Here is a 17816-nt window from a genome sequence, read left to right on the forward strand (position 1 = left end):
CCAGGCGCCGAATTTTGATCTACGACGGGTATACTTGATTTCAAGGATTTAAATACAAAGCCTTAAACAAGATAAGATGCATAAACACTGCTCATACAAAGAAAGCGGTTGAAAAACTCGAAAAGCGAGTTCATCAACCGTTATAACTGCTTCAAATTCGGCTAACTATAATGGTATATTGCCATGTCAAAAACTATAAAAATCAAGTCTACGAGGCTCAGCCTTTACCAGGAGTGCAATAAATGAATATTGAAGGCGTCGATAAATCCAAGCGACAGTTTCTAACCTCGGCGTTGACCGTGGTCGGTGCTGTCGGTACCGGCTATATTGCGGTTCCCTTTCTCGCGCAAATGCAACCCAGCACAAAAGCCATGGCAGCAGGCGCACCGGTCACCGTCGATATCAGTAAAATGGAACCGGGACAGCTGATCCGCGTAGCTTGGCGCGGCAAACCGGTTTGGCTGCTTAACCGCACTCCGGAGGTTCTGGAAACATTGAAAACACTGGACGATCAACTCAGAGACCCACAGTCGTCAGAATCCATACAACCGGTGTACACCAAAAATTCCACTCGCGCATTGAAACAGGAAATTTTTGTTGCAATCGGCTTATGCACGCATCTGGGCTGTTCGCCCACCTTCCGACCTGAAATCGCACCGGCCGACCTGGGGCCCGATTGGAAAGGCGGTTTTTTCTGCCCTTGCCACGGCTCATGGTTCGATCTGGCCGGCCGGGTTTACCGCGGCGTTCCGGCTCCGACCAACCTTGAAATTCCACCTTATCGATATATTACCGATACCCAAATCATCATTGGTGAAGACACCGTGGAGACAAGCGCATGAAAACGAATCGCTGGACTGATTGTGGCAACTGGATACTGGATCGTTTTCCGCTAACAAAGTTCTGGAACGAACACATGGCGCATTATTATGCGCCCAAGAATTTTAACTTTTGGTATTTTTTCGGCTCGCTTGCCTTGCTAGTATTGGTCAATCAATTCGTTACCGGCATTCTGCTGACGATGAACTACAAACCGGACGCCAAATTGGCCTTCGATTCGGTCGAATACATCATGCGCGAGGTTAATTGGGGCTGGTTGATCCGTTACATGCACTCGACCGGTGCTTCGGCTTTTTTCATCGTGATCTATCTACATATGTTCAGAGGCTTACTATACGGTTCTTTTAAACAGCCTCGAGAACTGATCTGGATTTTCGGCATGCTGCTGTTTGTCGCTTTGATGGCTGAGGCGTTCATGGGCTATTTGCTTCCTTGGGGACAAATGTCCTACTGGGGGGCTCAGGTCATCATTTCGCTATTCAGCGCCATCCCTGTCGTCGGAGAAGAACTGTCATTGTGGATCAGGGGTGATTATGTAGTATCCGATGCAACTTTGAACCGATTCTTTGCCTTTCACGTCATCGCAGTCCCTTTGGTGCTGGTATTGCTGGTATTGCTGCATATCATCGCGTTACACGAAGTCGGCTCGAACAACCCGGACGGCATCGATATCAAAAAAAATAAGGATGCCAACGGCATACCTCTGGACGGCATTCCATTCCACCCTTACTACACTGTCAAGGATCTGGTCGGCTTCGCGGTCTTTATGTTCTTTTTCGCGGTCGTTATTTTCTATATGCCCGAAATGGGTGGCTTCTTCCTCGAACACGCCAACTTCATCCCGGCAGACCCATTGAAAACACCGGAACATATCGCTCCGGTCTGGTACTTCACCCCCTTCTACGCGATCTTGCGCGCGGTTCCGGATAAATTCGCCGGCGTCATTGCGATGGGCGGCTCCATAGTCGTGCTGTTCCTTCTGCCGTGGCTTGATCGCAGCAAAGTACGCTCAATCCGTTATCGCGGCGGTATCTATAAAAAAGCGCTCCTACTTTTCGTAATCAGCTTTATCGGCCTAGGCTATCTGGGCACACAACCCGCAACGCCTGGTGCTACCGCTGTCGCACGCGTTTTGACGGCGGTTTATTTCGGCTTTTTCTTACTGATGCCGATCTACACCCGCTGGGAAAAAACCAAGCCTGTACCGGACCGCCTAACAGAACAACCCAGCCTTGAGGATCGAATACCGGATTTCGTTGAAACTTTCAATGAGGTCACGATAAAAACCGAGGGTAAATCCGGCTTATTCAGCAGAAAACTCAATTACCAAGGGTTGTCCGCTGTTAGCATCCGTTTTTTAAAAAAAATTAAAGGCAGCTTGGATTAATTATGAAAAGACTACTCAATACCTTGATACTGTTGTCGCTGCCTTTCGGCGTTTTCGCCGGAGGCGGTGTCGAGCTTCAACGCGCCGACTTCGACCTTAGCGACAAAGATTCGTTACAACGCGGCGCAAAACATTTTGTGACTTATTGTTTAGGATGCCATTCCGCGAAACACATTCGTTATCTCAGGATAGCGCTCGACTTTGATATTGAAAAAGATAAAGTACTGAAAGATATCGCGCCGGAAGGCGCCAATATCTACGATAAGATGAATTCAGCAATGAACGCCCATGACGCCGAAAAATGGTTCGGCATCATGCCGCCCGACTTATCACTGATTTCACGGTCACGCGGACCGGATTGGCTTTACAGTTATTTGAAAGGCTTTTATTCCGACTCAACCAAGCCTCTCGGCGTCAATAATGTCGTTTTCCCGGATGTTGGCATGCCGAACGTTTTATGGCAATTGCAAGGTGAGCAAAAACCGGTATTCAAAAAAGTCGGCGGCCAGCAAGTCATTGACAAACTAGTTACCGAAATCCCCGGACAACTTCCGGAACAAGACTTCGACCGCATGATTAACGACCTGGTCAATTTCCTCGTTTATGTCGGAGAGCCCGGACAACTGGAACGGCGAAGCATGGGAAAATATGTTTTGTTTTTCATTTTCATGATTTTCATACTTGCCTATTTATTGAAACGAGAGTACTGGAAGGACATTCATTAACCCCTCATTCGTAAAACAGGGACGTTTTACCCGTATCATCTACCTTCATACGGATACAAGCGAATAAAATGTCGAATTTTTCATGATATAATCGCCTCTTTAGACACCGTGTATCCTAATGAGGTTATGATTCGTGGCACAACCAACAACTCGTAAATCCGCTATGACTCTTTTTTCATCACCGACATGCGCGATGAGCCACGGCGCCCGATTGGTTCTTCATGAGAAAGCCATTGCGGCGGACATAGAATATTATGACATCAATCAACCGCCCGAGGACTTATTAGAGTTTAATCCGACCGGAACTTCGCCAACGTTGCTAGAGCGCGGACTGGTCCTCTATGACGCGCGCATCATAATGGAGTACCTGGATGAGCGTTTCCCGCATCCCCCACTCCATCAAATGGACCCCGTATCCAGAGCCAATGCCCGAATGATCATTAGACGTATCGACCAAGATTGGTACGAACTGATGAATGAAATCATTCATTCCGGCGAAAAAAAATCGGCTCGCGCCAAGAAGCTCCTCAAGGAAAGCCTGCTTTCTGCAGCCCCGGTATTCGAAGCTCGCCCTTTTTTCATGAGCGACGAATTTTCATTAATCGATTGCGTAATGGCCCCGCTTTTATGGCGCCTACCTATTCTCGGCATTGAAACCGCAACGACCGGCGAAGGATTAAAAAACTACGCCAATCGTTTATTCCGCAGGCCGGCTTTCGCCGCTAGCTTGAGTAGTGCCGAAAAAGAAATGAACGACATCCCGAAATGACATCCTTAAAACCCTACTTAATCCGCTCGATCTATGAATGGATCTTAGACAACGAGCTGACCCCGCACTTATTAGTCGATGCAGAGTACGAAGGCACGGTTTTGCCAGGTAATTTTGTCGAGGACGGCAGAATCGTACTCAACATTAATCCGCCGGCAATACAAGGACTTACCCTGGGGAATGAAGACATAGAATTCAATGCCCGTTTCAGCGGCAAACCCATGCATATTCTCGTGCCGATCAAAGCGGTGATGGCGATTTACGCTAAGGAAAACGGCAAAGGGATGATTTTCGACCGCGAGGAAGACTCAGGCGATGATGAACCGCCACCGGAAAAAAAACCGGCTCGCCCGCAATTGCGCGTTGTTAAATAGTAAAAGCCCTCGACAATCGAAGCTTAACAGTAGTCAGCTCAAGTATTCGAAATAGACGATAAGCAACATGAAGATTCAGCTTATTGACTCGCTTTTCTTAATTATATTCATGGTCAGCATTGCTTGCTACTCCCTTTATACTCAAAAAATGGTTAACTTTATGAAGGTATGGGGTGTGGCTAGCGAGGATGTCGGCAGCAGGGCAGATTTTTGCTCCATGCAAAATCTGCATTCACGCCATCCTTGGCGTTCGATTGCTGCCGTCAAGCCCCCATGGATAGGTTCACGGCGGTCCTCGATAGACACATCCCATACCTTTTATTCTTAGACGGTTTTTCAATCAAAAGAGAGTAAAACAGACTCTGATAGTCTCTTCCACCTGGTAATCAGGCGGAAGACTTAGCCGCTTTTCCAAATTCGAGCTGTTATCCTAAAAAGAGCAGTTGAGAGCTTCAAACTACCGTTCGCCCTGAGCCCTGTCGAAGGGTGAACGGTAGTTTGAGGCTTCACCAATCCGGTGTAAGTGTTGTAGACCCTTCATGCTTCGACTTGGCTCAGCACGAACGGTCTACAACACTTACCAACTGCTCTTTTTAGGGTTATTTTTTATCCGGTGAATATAGCGACGAAACTTTTCCCGAGGACTTCCCGAAGTCCGTTTGCGCAATGATCTTAGCCTCCCCCCGCTTTTTGACTTGATCGATTCTGATAATTTCGTGCATAGGAATAAATGAGCGATTAACACCCTCGAATTCCACTCTCAGCCTCTCCTCTGCAGGATCGATCACAATCGCGCTTTTTTCGCCAAACACAAAGTCCTCGACGACGATGAAACCGTAAAGATCTCCTTGGTATACGTTTTTAGCATATATCTCATAAACTTGATCCTGATTGACAAACACGACTTTATAAATAAGTTTTTCTGACATTGAATATACTTGCCTACATTAAAATAAACGTTTATGGTTCGTCATTCTAACGCGAAACCATGGCTTTAACATTTTTGCTAAGGAACGAGCATGAAATAACTTCGACAACTGTTGGAAGGGGGATTCGGCGGCTCGATTGACAGGTGTCGGCGGCAAGGCAGATTTTTGCTCCTGCAAAATCTGCATTCATGCCATCCATGGCAATCAGATTCCGCCGTCAAGCCTACATGGACGTATTCACGGCGTCCTGTCAAGCGAGTCACCGAACCGCCGTAAAGCCTACTACTTGTAGAAGTTATTTTGTGCATATTCCTAGCGATCTATCAGCATCATTCAAAAAAGCCAGTTGTTTATTAATCGAACGCTCCTACACGACAAAAAGAAGGTAACCCTATGGCTTATACAATTTATTTATCCGGCGAAACGCATACCGATTGGCGCGACCAAATCCTTCAAGGCATCGAGAACAACGATCTGGATATCGAAGTACTCGGACCGATTACCGATCTGAACATTAGCGAAAATATCGGCTCTGAAATCCTGGGACCTGAAGAAAATAATTTCTGGCGCGATCACAAAAGCGCCAAGATCAACGCGCTACGCAATAATCATTACCTCGGTCAAGCCGACCTTGTCGTCGTCCGTTTCGGGGAAAAATACAAACAATGGGAAACCGCATTCGATGCAGGACTTGCGATAGGCATGGGCATTCCTATCGTCGTGATGCATGATCCCGAACAGACCCATGCTCTGAAAGAAATCGACGCGGCCGCCCTTGCCGTTACACAAGATTCCCTTCAAGTCATCGAAATTCTTAAATACATCTCACAACAGTAATAAGATGCGTTGGATTGCGTACTTTACGCAATCCAACGCCATCCTTCGACCGTAACTCTTCAGCTAAAAGTCAAGACTGCTTATCAATCACCTCGTCCCGCAACACATCGAAATCATTAAATGCACTATTCAAGCTGAGCTTCAAATTGATAATCGTCGCGAGCGTGGTGCTGGTAAAAATACAGATCATAATAGCGATTTGATATTTTACCGCCACCCAGGGCTCGCTACCGCCGAGAATTTGCCCGGTCATCATGCCGGGCAAAGAAACCAGTCCCATCGTCGCCATGCCGGCTATCGTCGGATTGATCGCAGCTTTTATCGCATCCCGGAAGTATGTCCGGACAGCCTCTATCCGCGTTGCGCCTAACATCAGAAAGGTCGCGTACTCATTCTCGTTCTTGCTTAATGACGAATAAAATCGCTCTAATGCGATCACGTTACCCTGTAAGCAGTTACCAAGAATCATGCCTGACAATGGCACTATGTAACGCGCATCGTAAAAAAGTGCCGGCCGTATCACCCAAAGCACCAAGAAGGCCGTAGAAAACAGAATACTGAAAGCAATCGCGATAAACGTCGCCAAGGCGAAATAACGAGCCTTGAGGCCTGCCCGCCGCAAAATACTAAAATCGGCGACCAGCAGCATCATCAGTATCCATAAGCCATTGAACCAAGGATTGTTGAGCTCGAACAACCATTTCAAATAAAACCCGACCAAGGCCAACTGCACGCTCATCCGTAAAACGCTAATGCCGATATCCCGGCTCAGCAGCAAGCCAAGCATTCGCAGCAACAGCCAAGGCAGCAGACAAAGGCCGTATAGCAGCGTCATTCGCGGCAATTCGATATCAAGCGTTTCCATGTGTCCTTTCCCCAACCAACCGGCCCGCTTCCAGTTCTAAAATACGATCGCAGCGCACCAACCACTCCTTATCGTGAGCGACCGAAAGCACCGTTAATTGAGAGTCGGAAAACACATCGAATACGGCTTGTTTGCTTTCCGCATCCAATGCACTGGTAATCTCATCCAACAAATACAAGCTTTTACCTAGCAGCAAGCCTCGCGCCAATGCAATCCGTTGTTTTTCGCCACCGGAAATATGGCTGCTTTTTTGATTTAAAATATCGGCAGTCAGATGCAACCGATTCAATACCTCAATAAGTCGTGCATCCGAAGGCCTTTGATTCCGATGGGCTTTAAATTGAAAAGGTAATAATAAAGCTTCACGCACCGTCTCGGCGCCGAGCACCGGTTCTTGGCCGATATAAGCCGTCGCGTTTCGAATCGAATGGACCGATGCAGCAGTCAATTGCATTTGCTGAAAATAGACGTCGCCGGCTGCGACGGCATGAAGCCCGATAAAAGTTCTTAACACGCTACTTTTACCGGACCCCGACTTACCGCATAAAACAACTTTTTCGCCGGGGAACAGGGCAAAACTAATATTGGACAGAATGACTTTTTCTCGAACCGCTACCGATACTTGATCGAATCGAATAATTGGACTCATTGAGTTAGGAACGAGCATGAAATAAGTTAGACAACTGTTGGAAGGGGGTTCGGTCAGCAATTCCCAGTTTGAGCCTTTTCGCCGATCTTAGGGTGTGGGGTATGCCTGTCGAGGAACGCCGTAAACCCATCCATGGGGCTTGGCGGCAGCTCGAACGCCAAGGATGGCGTGAATGCAGATTTTGCAGGAGCAAAAATCTGCCCTGCTGCCGACATCCTCGCCAAGCACACCCCAAACCCTTTTTGATCCCCAAATTGGGAATTGCTGGGACTCGGTGGCTCGATTGACAGGTGTCGGCGGCAGGGATAGCCGCCGTCAAGCCTACACGGACGTATTCACGGCGTCCTGTCAAGCGAGTTACCGAACCGCCACAAAGCCTACTACTTGTAGAAGTTATTTTGTGCATATTCCTTAATCCTAAAAAGAGTAGTTGGTAAGTGTTGTAGACCGTTCGTGCTGAGCCAAGTCGAAGCATGAAGGGCCTACAACACTTACACCGGATTGGTGAAGCCTCAAACTACCGTTCACCCTTCGACAGGGCTCAGGCCGAACGGTAGTTTGAAGCTCTCAACTGCTCTTTTTAGGTTAATGATTTAAAGGAACAAACGCCCGAACAAAAATCCCCCTATTCACCATTCACTGCTCACTATTTTCCACTCAATACTCAGTCAACCAATAAAAGCGGCACGGCTGAATGACCAGTTGTTGATCGAATTCCGTCGGCCGTTTGCCGGTGAACAAATCGCTGACTTGTCCGTGAATTCTAAACCCTGCCGCATTGAATTTTTCCATATCGATGCGCTGCGCTTGCTCGCTGAAATTACAAATCACCAGCACTTGCTCCGAAGGCCGGTTATGATCGTAACGGATAAATGAAAAAATATGCGGGTTTTCGCAATCGATCAACTGTCGATTATTGAAATCGGCAAATGCCGTGGTTTCCTTGCGAATCGCGATCATTTTTTTCAATGCGCTGAACACCGCATGCTCGACCGTGCCTTGTTTTTTGCGTTGCTCGGCCCGTTCCCAGTCGATCTTGGGCCGGTGAATCCAGCGGCTATCGTTGGCCTTATCGGGTTGATCGAGATAGCTGTGGTCATTGAAGGTCGCTATCTCATCACCATAATACAGCAGCGGAAGACCGCCGAATGAAAATATAACGCTATGCATCAAGATGATCTTGTTCAATGCGATATCGATCGCATACTCGTCATCGGACTGAATAGCCGTTTCAAGGCCGGCAAGCGAAGCCAGCGACCCGGCAATCCTCGCATCGCCGGTTTTGTCGTTACGCATGAACGGCACGCCGCTCGCAATCGAATCTTCATACGCCCCGGTATAGAAATCGACCAGAAAACGACGATGCGCGACCGGATCGTAACCGACATGCCGCACATCGTTATCATCGAAACCTAGCCCGATATCGTCATGACAACGCACATAATTCAACCAAGTCGCCCGCTCCAATTTATCAGGCAGGCTTTTTAGCCCCTGGTACAACAACTTGCTGTTGCGTGTCGCCAAGGCATCCCACAGCAATGCCATCAGCGTGGCGTTATAGGCGATTTCGCATTCCTTGGCGATAATCGCGTCCTCACCGAAATATTTAGTAATCTCGACCGGCGCGACAATCGCTTCGGCAATGAATAGGGATCCCGGCGCGGTGACTTGGCAACAGTCCTTCATCAATTGCAGCAACAGATGCGCTTCACGCTCGTTTTGGCAGCTCGTACCCATCTTCTTCCAAATAAAGGCAACCGCATCGAGCCGGATGATATCAGCACCTTGGTTAATCCAAAAGAGAATCACATCGAGCATTTCGATAAATACCGAAGGATTACTGTAATTGAGATCCCATTGATAATCATTGAAGACAGTCATCACCCACTTCTGCAGGGTCTCGTCCCAAGTAAAATTTCCCGGAGCGGTTTCCGGAAAAATTTCCGGCATGCTTTGCTCGAACATATCAGGAATTTCACGGTCGTCGAAGATGTAATAATAATCTTGGTATTTTTGCTCCCCTCCCCTCGCCCGCTGCGCCCATTCATGCTCGTCTGAGGTGTGATTCAACACCACGTCCAAGGTCAACAGAATATCGCGCTTTCTGAACTCGCTTGAAACCCGCTGCAAATCCTCTAATGTACCGACACGGCTATCGATCTGCCTAAAATCACTGACCGCATAACCGCCGTCGCTTTTGCCGGTCGGACATTCGAGAATCGGCATGATATGCACCAAATTGACGCCAAGCTCTTGGAAATAAGACGTATTATCCGCCACTCCGGCTAAATCGTCGGCAAATCCGGCACTGTACAAAGCCATGCCGACCCATTTTTGATTCAAAAACCAGTTATGATCGTTTTCCCGCGCGATATCGAGTTTTTCCAACTCATCCGGCCGCTGTATATATTGCCGGGCCAAGGTTTCGACCAACTTGAGCATTTGTTCCTTGAAATCGTCGCGGCGACCGTACAGATGATGAAACAAATTGTGAATCGCATAAAAATTCGCGCCGAGACGGGTATAAAAATGCCGTAGATCCTGCCGGCGGATTTCCGGTTTGAGATCATCCAAAATTTCATTTAATAAGGAATGTGAAATTTGCTCGTACATAATTCTAATTGAAGTAAATGTGATGGGTCATAACCCGGCAGCGGAGAAGCTAAGGATTTGGTCATAAATAACGTCCCTATTTCCTGTAGGGTTCGGCTGCTCGATTGACAGGTGTCGGCGCCGTCAAGCCTACAAGAACGTATTCACGGCGTCCTGTCAGGCGAGTAACCGAACCCTCGACAATGCTAATAGCACCAGGAAGTTATTTTTCGCGAAATCCTAAGCCCGGTAACTACAAAGAAATAGATAGCTTAATCTAGATCCCAAGCCTCAATGAAAGGCTGATAAAAGACATGATCCCTAACCGTCGCGCCTCGTTGGGTGACCATGGCCGATGCAAACGCTTGCGCACGCTCCATCGTCATTTGCAGCGGCCAATCGAGATTGAGCCCGAGCAGCATCACCGACGCGAACGCATCGCCGGCACCGACCGTATCGATGACTTGGGCGATCTCGCCCGGCGTCACCCGGCACGATACACCGTGACGATCAATTGCAAACGCGCCTTGCTTGCCGCTCGTGACAATCAAACCTTGCAGTCGGTAAAGCTCGACAAATCGCTGCATATCGGCCTCAAGATCGCCGGAGACCGTGTAAAGCGCCGCCAATTCATGATGATTTAGCTTAACCCAATCGGCTTGACCGAGCCATTCGAGTACCTGGTCTTTTTGCCACCAAGGTTCGCGTAAATTGACATCCATGAATACACGCCCCTTGTGCGCGTCTTTTAGAGCGCCCAAGGTCGACCTCGAAACCGGCTGACGCAAGGCCAGCGTGCCGTGATAAAGCAAACCGGGATGTTGCGTTTCTTGAAACTCGGCCGCATCGATATAATCGTAGGCTTGTTCCGGCACGATCGTATAGGCGGGCTCGCCCTGCTCGATGACGATATCGACGACACCGGTCGGATGCCGGATATCCCGTTGCAAACCCGACAAATCCATGCCCCATTTATGCATCGCAGCCATGACCGAGTCTCCGGTCGCATCCTGGCCGATCCGACTGATGAAATGCGGGGCTTGACAAAAGGCCTGCAAATGCCAGGCGACATTGAACGGAGCGCCGCCGAGCACACGGCTGCCGTCGGGAAAATGATCGAACAGAACCTCGCCGAAAATAGTGATCGGATTGTTATTCATCGCTAATGATCCAGTATTTGATTTCGGGTAAATAATGCACAACGCCTTCTAAAATACCGGCACTGTAATTACCGTTCATGCCGAGATAATCGCCTTCGGCCAAATACAACGACCGTTCGGTCGATTGCTCTCGAGCCAACTGCAGCGCCTGCTTGCGTACCTCGTCGGTCGCATTGGCGACCAACACCGAGTTTATTGGGCTGGTTAACACCGGAAGATCGTTACCGCTATCGCCGGCGAAAACCGTGTTATCCAAATCGAATCCGAGTTGTTTCATTAAAAATTCGACCGCATGAAACTTGGTCGCGCACGCCGGCAAAACATCCAACAATCCAGTGTGCGTAGTTTCATCGACACTGTAGACGAGTGCCGCTCGAACCGAGTGCGACGCCAAGCGTTTTCTCATTTCGATTAACAAAGGCTCCGGATCGATCGACTCCGAAACATAATAACTGAGTTTGAAACGATTCTGCTTCGTGCTTTCTTGTAGCGTCAATTCGGACAGCTCGCTGAACAAACGATGCAACTCGGCATGTTCGAATCCGGCCCAATCCGGCGCGATTTCATGACGCCATTGCGACCATTCTTGCCATTCATGATCGACGACTTGGTAAATCGTCGTGCCAACATCGCCGATCACGTAATCCGGCAAAGGCAAATCGTACTCGGCTATCGCTTGCTGCACCAAGGCTTGATGCCTGCCGGTCACATATGCCAGCGTACATCCGGGATGCCGCGCCAAGGCCTTGAAATAAACCCTCGCCATCGCCGATTCCGGCACATTGCCGTTCGGCAATAAGGTTCGATCGAGGTCGGTACAAAGCAAAAGCCGATCAGTCATAATTCTGCTCTCAGTCACTTAAAAATCATAATGTTCTATTGCCTCGATGATACCGAGTGCAAAGGGTTGCGCCGCAAAATAAATCCTCTCAGGCTCGCGCAAACCCGACAATTCCTCGCGATGCCGATTGGCGACGACGACCGCTAGCGTATTGCCCTGCATCATATCTTCATCGGCACCGGACCCCCCGGCAACCAGAATCCGCTCCAACGACAACCTCCACTGCTGAGCGAAATAGCGCAAAGCCAAACCTTTCGAAGCCCGCACCGGAACGATGTCGAAAAACTGACCGAAAGATAAATACACATTGACCGCCTGCTCTTCCTGACGCAACAGCGTTTGAATTTCTTCCACCGTCGGTGCTTGCTCGGCATCGTAATGATAGGAAATCTTGAAGCGACTTTGCTCGCTTTTGGACTGCAAAGTCAACCCGGGCAAATCGCCGATGATGCGTCGTATCGCCTTGGGATTCCAATGATAATCGATATGCCTTGCCCAGGCGCTGTCCGGCGTCATCTGCGGCGAATAGACAATTTCGGTACCCAAGCTGGTGATTAAAACATCCGGTGTCGGCAGGCCGTTTCTCTTTAAAATCGCTATGGCCGAATCGAGTCTTCGGCCGGTCGCGACACCGAAAAAAACTTTTTTTCGATTCTCGGCCAAATAAGCGGCGAACGCTTTCAAGCCATCGGGACTGCCCAATAAACTTTGATCGATATCGGAAAAAACGGCACGGTCGCGATAACTCAAATCGCCTCGCACGCGCGGTATTTTCGGAAACTCCGGATGATGCTCCAATAAAGGCCGTATCGTTTCAAGATACTTTTGCGCATGGGCATCCCAGGAATACAATTTCCGAACATTTTTAAGGCCTTTTTCGGAAAATTTTTCCCATTTTTTCGGGCTGTTCAAAACTTCCAGCAATGCTCTCGCTATCTCGCCGCTATCCAGCGGGTCGACCAAAATACCGTTATGGCAAGCACCGATAATATCGACCGGCCCGCCGTTTTCGGTCGCGACCAGCGGCAATCCGCATGCCGCCGCCTCCAGCAGCGTCAAGCCGAAGGGTTCGGTCAAGGCCGGATTGACGAAAACGCCTTTCGATTGTGCGGCCAAACGGTAAATATCCGGAACTTCTTCCTGTTTATGGTGCTTTGGAATCGCGATACGGCCATATAAATCATAGTAATCGGTCAACAACAGAATTTCAGTCAACACCGCTTGCGCGCCTTCGTCCATTTCGCGGATGTCGTCGCGATTACCGGCCACGATCACTAAATTCGCCAATTTCTGCAATTCGGGGGATTCACCGTAGGCCTGTATCAACGAAACAATGTTTTTGCGTTCGTCAGGACGCGACAACGCCAGAATCATCGGTTTTTTAGGGTGGGTCAAAAAAGACTCCAGCGTTTTGGCGAAAGCTATTTTTATTTTGTTTTCAGCAGGATAGAATTGCTCCAGATCGGTACCCGGCGGAATCACGACCATTCGATCCGGCTGATAATAATCATAGAGTTCGTATTGCTCGGCAATTTCGTTGCGGGTGCTGGTCACGACCAATTCGGCATTGGCCAGCACATCCTCTTCAGCGCTAATTCTTTTGGAAATATGATAACGCTGCTCGATCAAATCACTCGATAAGCCCATTGCAAGCAAACGACCGAGCTTGTCTCTGCCCAGAGAATGTCCTGTATGCACCAATGGGATACCGGTCAAAAGCGACAACCGTACGCCAATATAGCCGGCGTCGGCATAATGGCTATGAATCACATCAGGCATGCGCGGCTGCAGACGCAACCACTCCAATAAGTTGTCGGCGAAAATATCGAGATAATCCCAAAGCTCTTCCTTTTTGATATAGCCTTCGGGGCCGGCCGGTATTCGGACGATTTGCGCGTTTTTATCCAGCGGCTCAAGCGCTTCGCGGTAATCGGCATCGACATCGGGATCATCAATTAAACGGGTCGCTAAATCAATCCGACCTACCGAAGGTTGACACGCCAAAGCCCTCGCTAAATCAACGACATACTTGGTCTGACCGCCGGTATCGGCATCGCGGCCCAGTTCTAAATTTCGTCCGCGTATTAGACCATGAACACTGATCAAAAGAATGTAGTGCTCAACCTTTTTGCTTGTCATGATCGTACTCACTTCAGCTGGATATAGCCTTTATTCTCTCATTCACGAACAACTATCTCAAGCGACTCTAACGCTAGAATTATACCGATCCACTTTACCCTTCCGAATTTTTACCCATGAACGCAATCAGGACTCCTACCGATAATCACGAGAACACCCACCATAAACCTATGAATATACTAGGTTATTATTTATTTACCCTACTCATAGAAAGGCCTTTCCATGCTACAATGCTCGCCTCTAAAAACGACCCCAAAAGGTTTCAATCATGCAATTCATTAAATTTTCTGCTTTAGCAATCCTATTCTTCTCTTTTTCCGTGAATGCCGATGTCCAATTGACTCAAGCGGACCTAATCGGCTCCTGGCAAATCGATAAGGAATCTGTCGACCGCGAAGGCACTAAATCAAGAAGCTTGAATACGATTTGGACATTCCGAGAAGACGGTACGATGGAAGGAAAATCTCAAGAATCAGACGCTCACGCCAGAATCGATCAACTGCGAGCAGTACTGAACTATTCGGTCGAGGACGGCAAATTAGTCAAACAAGCAGCACCGGGCCGCTCCAGAATGGAAACCTGTGCCGCAATCGAAAAAGAGAACGACAAAATGATTCTTAAATGCCCATCAAATTATTTTTTCATGACCAAAAAATAAAACGCCGAAATTTACCGATTTTCAGGTCAGAAAGAATGACTGTTTTATGGATTTAGAGATAGTAACTGGCGCTTTATAACTTATGAACACCAACAATTTCCAAGGTATTTAGAGCAGCGTAGGGTGCGCATCGCGCACCTTTCCACAGCACCGAACCGACGACCGGTCCAGACCCAGGTACCATCATATATGGGTGTTGAGTATCGATTTGCCGGAAAGTAGCGAATAATCAAGACTTCTTGGCCGTACCCGACTCTTTGGGCGGAACCGGATCATAGCCGTGACCGCCCCACGGATGACATCGACCGAGTCTTTTTAACGTCAACCACAAGCCTACAAATGGACCATGTCGAGTGATCGCTTCTATCGCATATTCGGAACAAGTGGGCTGATACCGGCACGAAGGAGGTAAAAGCGGAGAAATGACAAGCCGATAAAATCGAACAATTCCAAGCAACAAAAATTGCAACCCTTTAGTCAACATCGTCGAATTCTCCAAAAACCAACACAAACTGCGCTTAAGTTTAACCCAACGCCAAACATAATTAAGCCTATTAGGGCATCCAATGCCGGCATTCCCTCGAAGAGCGTGGAAATGATCTTAATTGGTCCAATCCAATTCACGCTGCAAGGCATTCACATTCAGCACTTCCACCGTTTTGCCTTGGACCGAGATCAAGCCTTTTCGGCTCAATTGTTGCAAAATACGGGAAAAAGTCTCGGGCCGAACCGACAAGCGGGAAGCCAAAACTTGTTTGGGTGTTTCCCATTCTAGATTGTAATGGCTAGCTGAGCCGTCGGGAGCCGAATTCAGCAATAACTGAATAACGCGCATGCTGGCATTTTGCAGCGTTAACTGATCAATGTCTTGAATAGCACCGTGCAGGCGCCGGCTCATACCGCCCAGCAAGCGTAAACACAGCTCATTGGATTCCTGAAGCATACCGATGACTATCGCCATGTCGATCCGATATAACTCGCTGTGCAACACGGCTTTGGCGCTCACCGGATAAGCATGGATTTTGAAAAACATCACCGCTTCGGCAAAGGTTTGCCCTGGCGCAATGATCTCAATCACTTTTTCCTCGCCGCCGGCTGAAAGCCGGTAAAGCTGAATTTGCCCGCGAATTAGAAAATAAAAATAGCGGGCCTGATCGCCGAAATGAAACAAGTGACCGCCTTCCTGCACGTTTAGCCCCTGCACTCCGCAAAGCACCCGGTCGAATTGCTCGTCATCCAAACTGGCAAATAAATAATGCCGGCATAACTGCTCTCGTATTTCGTCCCGCATAAAAATCCTCTTGATGTAAGTCAAGGACACTGTAATAGCTGAGCGCTTATCCTGGCAACCACTTCAATTCACCAACGTCCAATCAGGAGAAATTATGTTTTGCTATCAATGCGAACAAACCACCCGTTCCGAAACCGGTAGCGGCTGCCAGGAAGTCAAAGGCGTATGCGGTAAAGATGAAACGACCGCCGATTTACAAGACTTGATGATATACGGCCTGCAAGGCATCGCTCAATATGCGACCCGCTTACGGAAATTGGGCGAGGCGCAACCTAAAGCCGATGAATTCATGCTCTATGCCTTATTCACCACGCTGACCAATGTTAATTTCAATGCCAACCGATTTGCGCAATTGATCAAAGAAACCGCTCAATGGCGTGACCAACTCAAATCACACTATCAAGAACTGGCCGCACAGCAAGGCGAGGCGGTTGAAGATTTGGGCGGTCCGGCCCAGTGGCAGCCCGCCGGCACTATGCCGGGCTTGTTGATACAGGCGAAAGAGGCGGCGATCAATGTGGAATTAGCGCAAGTAGGCGAGGACATCATCGGTTTGCGGGCCATGCTGTTGTATGGTATCAAAGGCGCTGCCGCTTATGCTTATCACGCCTTGATGCTAGGCTATCGCGACGATGACATTTACGCCGGCTTTGAACAAGCGCTGGAATTTCTGGCGACTCATCCGACCGATGCCGATGCGCTATTGGCGTGGGCATTACGCATCGGTGAATTGAACTATCGGGTTATGGCCATGTTGGATGCCGCCAATACCGGCAGTTTCGGCGCCCAGCAACCCGGCACGGTCAATCTGGCGCCGGTCAAAGGTAAAGCCATCTTGGTCAGCGGTCACGACCTGCATGACCTGGCGCAATTGCTGGAGCAGACTCAAGGACTGGGGATCAATGTCTACACCCACGGTGAAATGCTGCCGGCGCACGCCTATCCCAAATTAAAAGCCTATCCGCATCTGTCGGGTAATTACGGGTCGGCCTGGCAAAATCAGCATAACGATTTTACCGCGTTTCCGGGACCTATCTTGATGACCTCCAATTGTCTAGTCGAGCCGGCCCATGCCTATCGGCAACGGATCTTTACCGCGGGACCGGTGGGTTGGCCAGGCGTCAGACATATTCAAAACGGGGATTTTGCGCCGGTGATAGCCGCCGCTCACGCGCTGCCCGGATTTACCAAAGATGAACCGGAACACTTGATTAACGTCGGTTTCGGTCGCGATGCCGTAATGGGAGTTGCCGATAAAGTCATTGACGCGGTCAAAACCGGAGCGATTCAACATTTCTTTTTGATCGGCGGTTGCGACGGCGCGGCGCCGGGCCGGAATTATTTTACCGAAGTGGCCGAACAAGCTCCCGACGATAGCGTGATTCTAACCCTCGGTTGCGGCAAATACCGCTTCAACAGCCACGATTTCGGTGCCATAGGCGGCATTCCTCGTTTGCTGGACATGGGCCAATGCAACGACGCCTATTCAGCCATTCAAGTCGCGTCCGCATTAGCCAAGGCTTTCGATTGCGGCGTCAACGATTTACCGTTGTCAATGATGATCTCCTGGTTTGAACAAAAAGCCGTTGCGGTGCTATTGACCTTGCTGGCGCTGGGCATTCGCGGCATTCGTCTCGGCCCGACCCTGCCGGCATTCTTGACCCCGGCCTTATTGGCTAAACTGAGCGAGGCATTCGACTTAAAAGCCACCGGCACGGCTACCGACGATATTCGCGATGCGCTACAAAAAGCCGCCTAAT

Annotated in this window: 17 protein-coding genes; 8 read left to right on the top strand and 9 right to left on the bottom strand. The window is 49.0% G+C overall.

Annotated features, from left to right (window positions below):
* The first annotated feature begins 242 nt into the window (after positions 1-242).
* From petA to METBU_RS0112255, 5 genes are all read left to right on the top strand, one after another.
* Positions 243-842 (top strand): ubiquinol-cytochrome c reductase iron-sulfur subunit, encoded by a 600-nt coding sequence (petA, locus tag METBU_RS0112235; RefSeq protein WP_017840901.1) that lies wholly within the window; start codon positions 243-245, stop codon positions 840-842.
* Positions 839-2227, top strand: a complete 1389-nt coding sequence (locus METBU_RS0112240; protein ID WP_017840902.1) for a cytochrome b — start codon at positions 839-841, stop codon at positions 2225-2227. The genes petA and METBU_RS0112240 overlap by 4 nt, the downstream gene beginning before the upstream one ends.
* Before the next feature lie 2 nt (positions 2228-2229).
* A complete protein-coding gene (locus tag METBU_RS0112245; RefSeq protein WP_017840903.1) occupies positions 2230-2952 on the top strand; it encodes a cytochrome c1 in 723 nt (240 codons plus the stop codon).
* Positions 2953-3115: 163 nt separating this feature from the next.
* On the top strand, positions 3116-3721 hold the full coding sequence (locus METBU_RS0112250) for a glutathione S-transferase N-terminal domain-containing protein (RefSeq protein ID WP_083877712.1): 606 nt from the start codon (positions 3116-3118) through the stop codon (positions 3719-3721).
* Positions 3718-4095 carry a ClpXP protease specificity-enhancing factor gene (locus METBU_RS0112255; protein ID WP_017840905.1) on the top strand — a complete coding sequence of 126 codons (378 nt, stop codon included), beginning with the start codon at positions 3718-3720 and terminating at the stop codon, positions 4093-4095. The genes METBU_RS0112250 and METBU_RS0112255 overlap by 4 nt, the downstream gene beginning before the upstream one ends.
* A 599-nt stretch (positions 4096-4694) precedes the next feature.
* Here METBU_RS0112255 and METBU_RS0112260 read toward each other — a convergent pair.
* The gene (locus METBU_RS0112260; protein ID WP_017840906.1) at positions 4695-5024 is read right to left on the bottom strand and encodes a DUF1820 family protein; all 330 of its coding nucleotides are present in this window, start codon (positions 5022-5024) and stop codon (positions 4695-4697) included.
* A 393-nt stretch (positions 5025-5417) separates the two neighbouring features.
* Here METBU_RS0112260 and METBU_RS0112270 point away from each other — a divergent pair, with 393 nt between their 5' ends.
* Positions 5418-5861, top strand: a complete 444-nt coding sequence (locus METBU_RS0112270) for a YtoQ family protein (RefSeq protein ID WP_017840908.1) — start codon at positions 5418-5420, stop codon at positions 5859-5861.
* Positions 5862-5931: 70 nt separating this feature from the next.
* Here METBU_RS0112270 and METBU_RS0112275 read toward each other — a convergent pair whose 3' ends face one another.
* The 6 genes from METBU_RS0112275 to METBU_RS0112300 form a co-directional block, all read right to left on the bottom strand.
* Positions 5932-6726, bottom strand: coding sequence for an ABC transporter permease (locus METBU_RS0112275; protein ID WP_017840909.1), 795 nt, complete (start codon positions 6724-6726; stop codon positions 5932-5934).
* Positions 6713-7375, bottom strand: a complete 663-nt coding sequence (locus tag METBU_RS0112280) for an ABC transporter ATP-binding protein (protein WP_017840910.1) — start codon at positions 7373-7375, stop codon at positions 6713-6715. Before METBU_RS0112280 ends, METBU_RS0112275 begins: the two co-directional genes overlap by 14 nt.
* 657 nt (positions 7376-8032) lie before the next feature.
* Positions 8033-9988 carry an alpha-amylase family glycosyl hydrolase gene (locus METBU_RS0112285; RefSeq protein ID WP_017840911.1) on the bottom strand — a complete coding sequence of 652 codons (1956 nt, stop codon included), beginning with the start codon at positions 9986-9988 and terminating at the stop codon, positions 8033-8035.
* A gap of 251 nt (positions 9989-10239) precedes the next feature.
* On the bottom strand, positions 10240-11127 hold the full coding sequence (locus METBU_RS0112290; RefSeq protein ID WP_017840912.1) for a PfkB family carbohydrate kinase: 888 nt from the start codon (positions 11125-11127) through the stop codon (positions 10240-10242).
* Positions 11120-11968, bottom strand: a complete 849-nt coding sequence (locus METBU_RS0112295; RefSeq protein ID WP_017840913.1) for an HAD-IIB family hydrolase — start codon at positions 11966-11968, stop codon at positions 11120-11122. Before METBU_RS0112295 ends, METBU_RS0112290 begins: the two co-directional genes overlap by 8 nt.
* A gap of 18 nt (positions 11969-11986) precedes the next feature.
* On the bottom strand, positions 11987-14107 hold the full coding sequence (locus tag METBU_RS0112300) for an HAD family hydrolase (RefSeq protein ID WP_017840914.1): 2121 nt from the start codon (positions 14105-14107) through the stop codon (positions 11987-11989).
* A gap of 268 nt (positions 14108-14375) precedes the next feature.
* On the opposite strand from METBU_RS0112300, the gene METBU_RS0112305 reads away from it, so the two are divergent.
* Entirely contained in the window at positions 14376-14765 is a 390-nt protein-coding gene (locus METBU_RS0112305; RefSeq protein ID WP_017840915.1) for a hypothetical protein, read from the top strand.
* Between the two features lie 229 nt (positions 14766-14994).
* Here METBU_RS0112305 and yidD read toward each other — a convergent pair whose 3' ends face one another.
* Positions 14995-15249: a membrane protein insertion efficiency factor YidD gene (gene yidD / locus METBU_RS26340; protein ID WP_175421656.1), complete on the bottom strand. Its 255-nt coding sequence runs from the start codon at positions 15247-15249 to the stop codon at positions 14995-14997.
* A gap of 117 nt (positions 15250-15366) precedes the next feature.
* Positions 15367-16056: a Crp/Fnr family transcriptional regulator gene (locus tag METBU_RS0112310; RefSeq protein WP_017840916.1), complete on the bottom strand. Its 690-nt coding sequence runs from the start codon at positions 16054-16056 to the stop codon at positions 15367-15369.
* 94 nt (positions 16057-16150) lie between these two features.
* On the opposite strand from METBU_RS0112310, the gene hcp reads away from it, so the two are divergent.
* The gene (gene hcp, locus METBU_RS0112315; RefSeq protein WP_017840917.1) at positions 16151-17815 is read left to right on the top strand and encodes a hydroxylamine reductase; all 1665 of its coding nucleotides are present in this window, start codon (positions 16151-16153) and stop codon (positions 17813-17815) included.
* Position 17816 lies beyond the last annotated feature (1 nt).

The sequence above is a fragment of the Methylotuvimicrobium buryatense 5G genome (genome assembly GCF_000341735.1).
Classification (GTDB): domain Bacteria; phylum Pseudomonadota; class Gammaproteobacteria; order Methylococcales; family Methylomonadaceae; genus Methylotuvimicrobium; species Methylotuvimicrobium buryatense.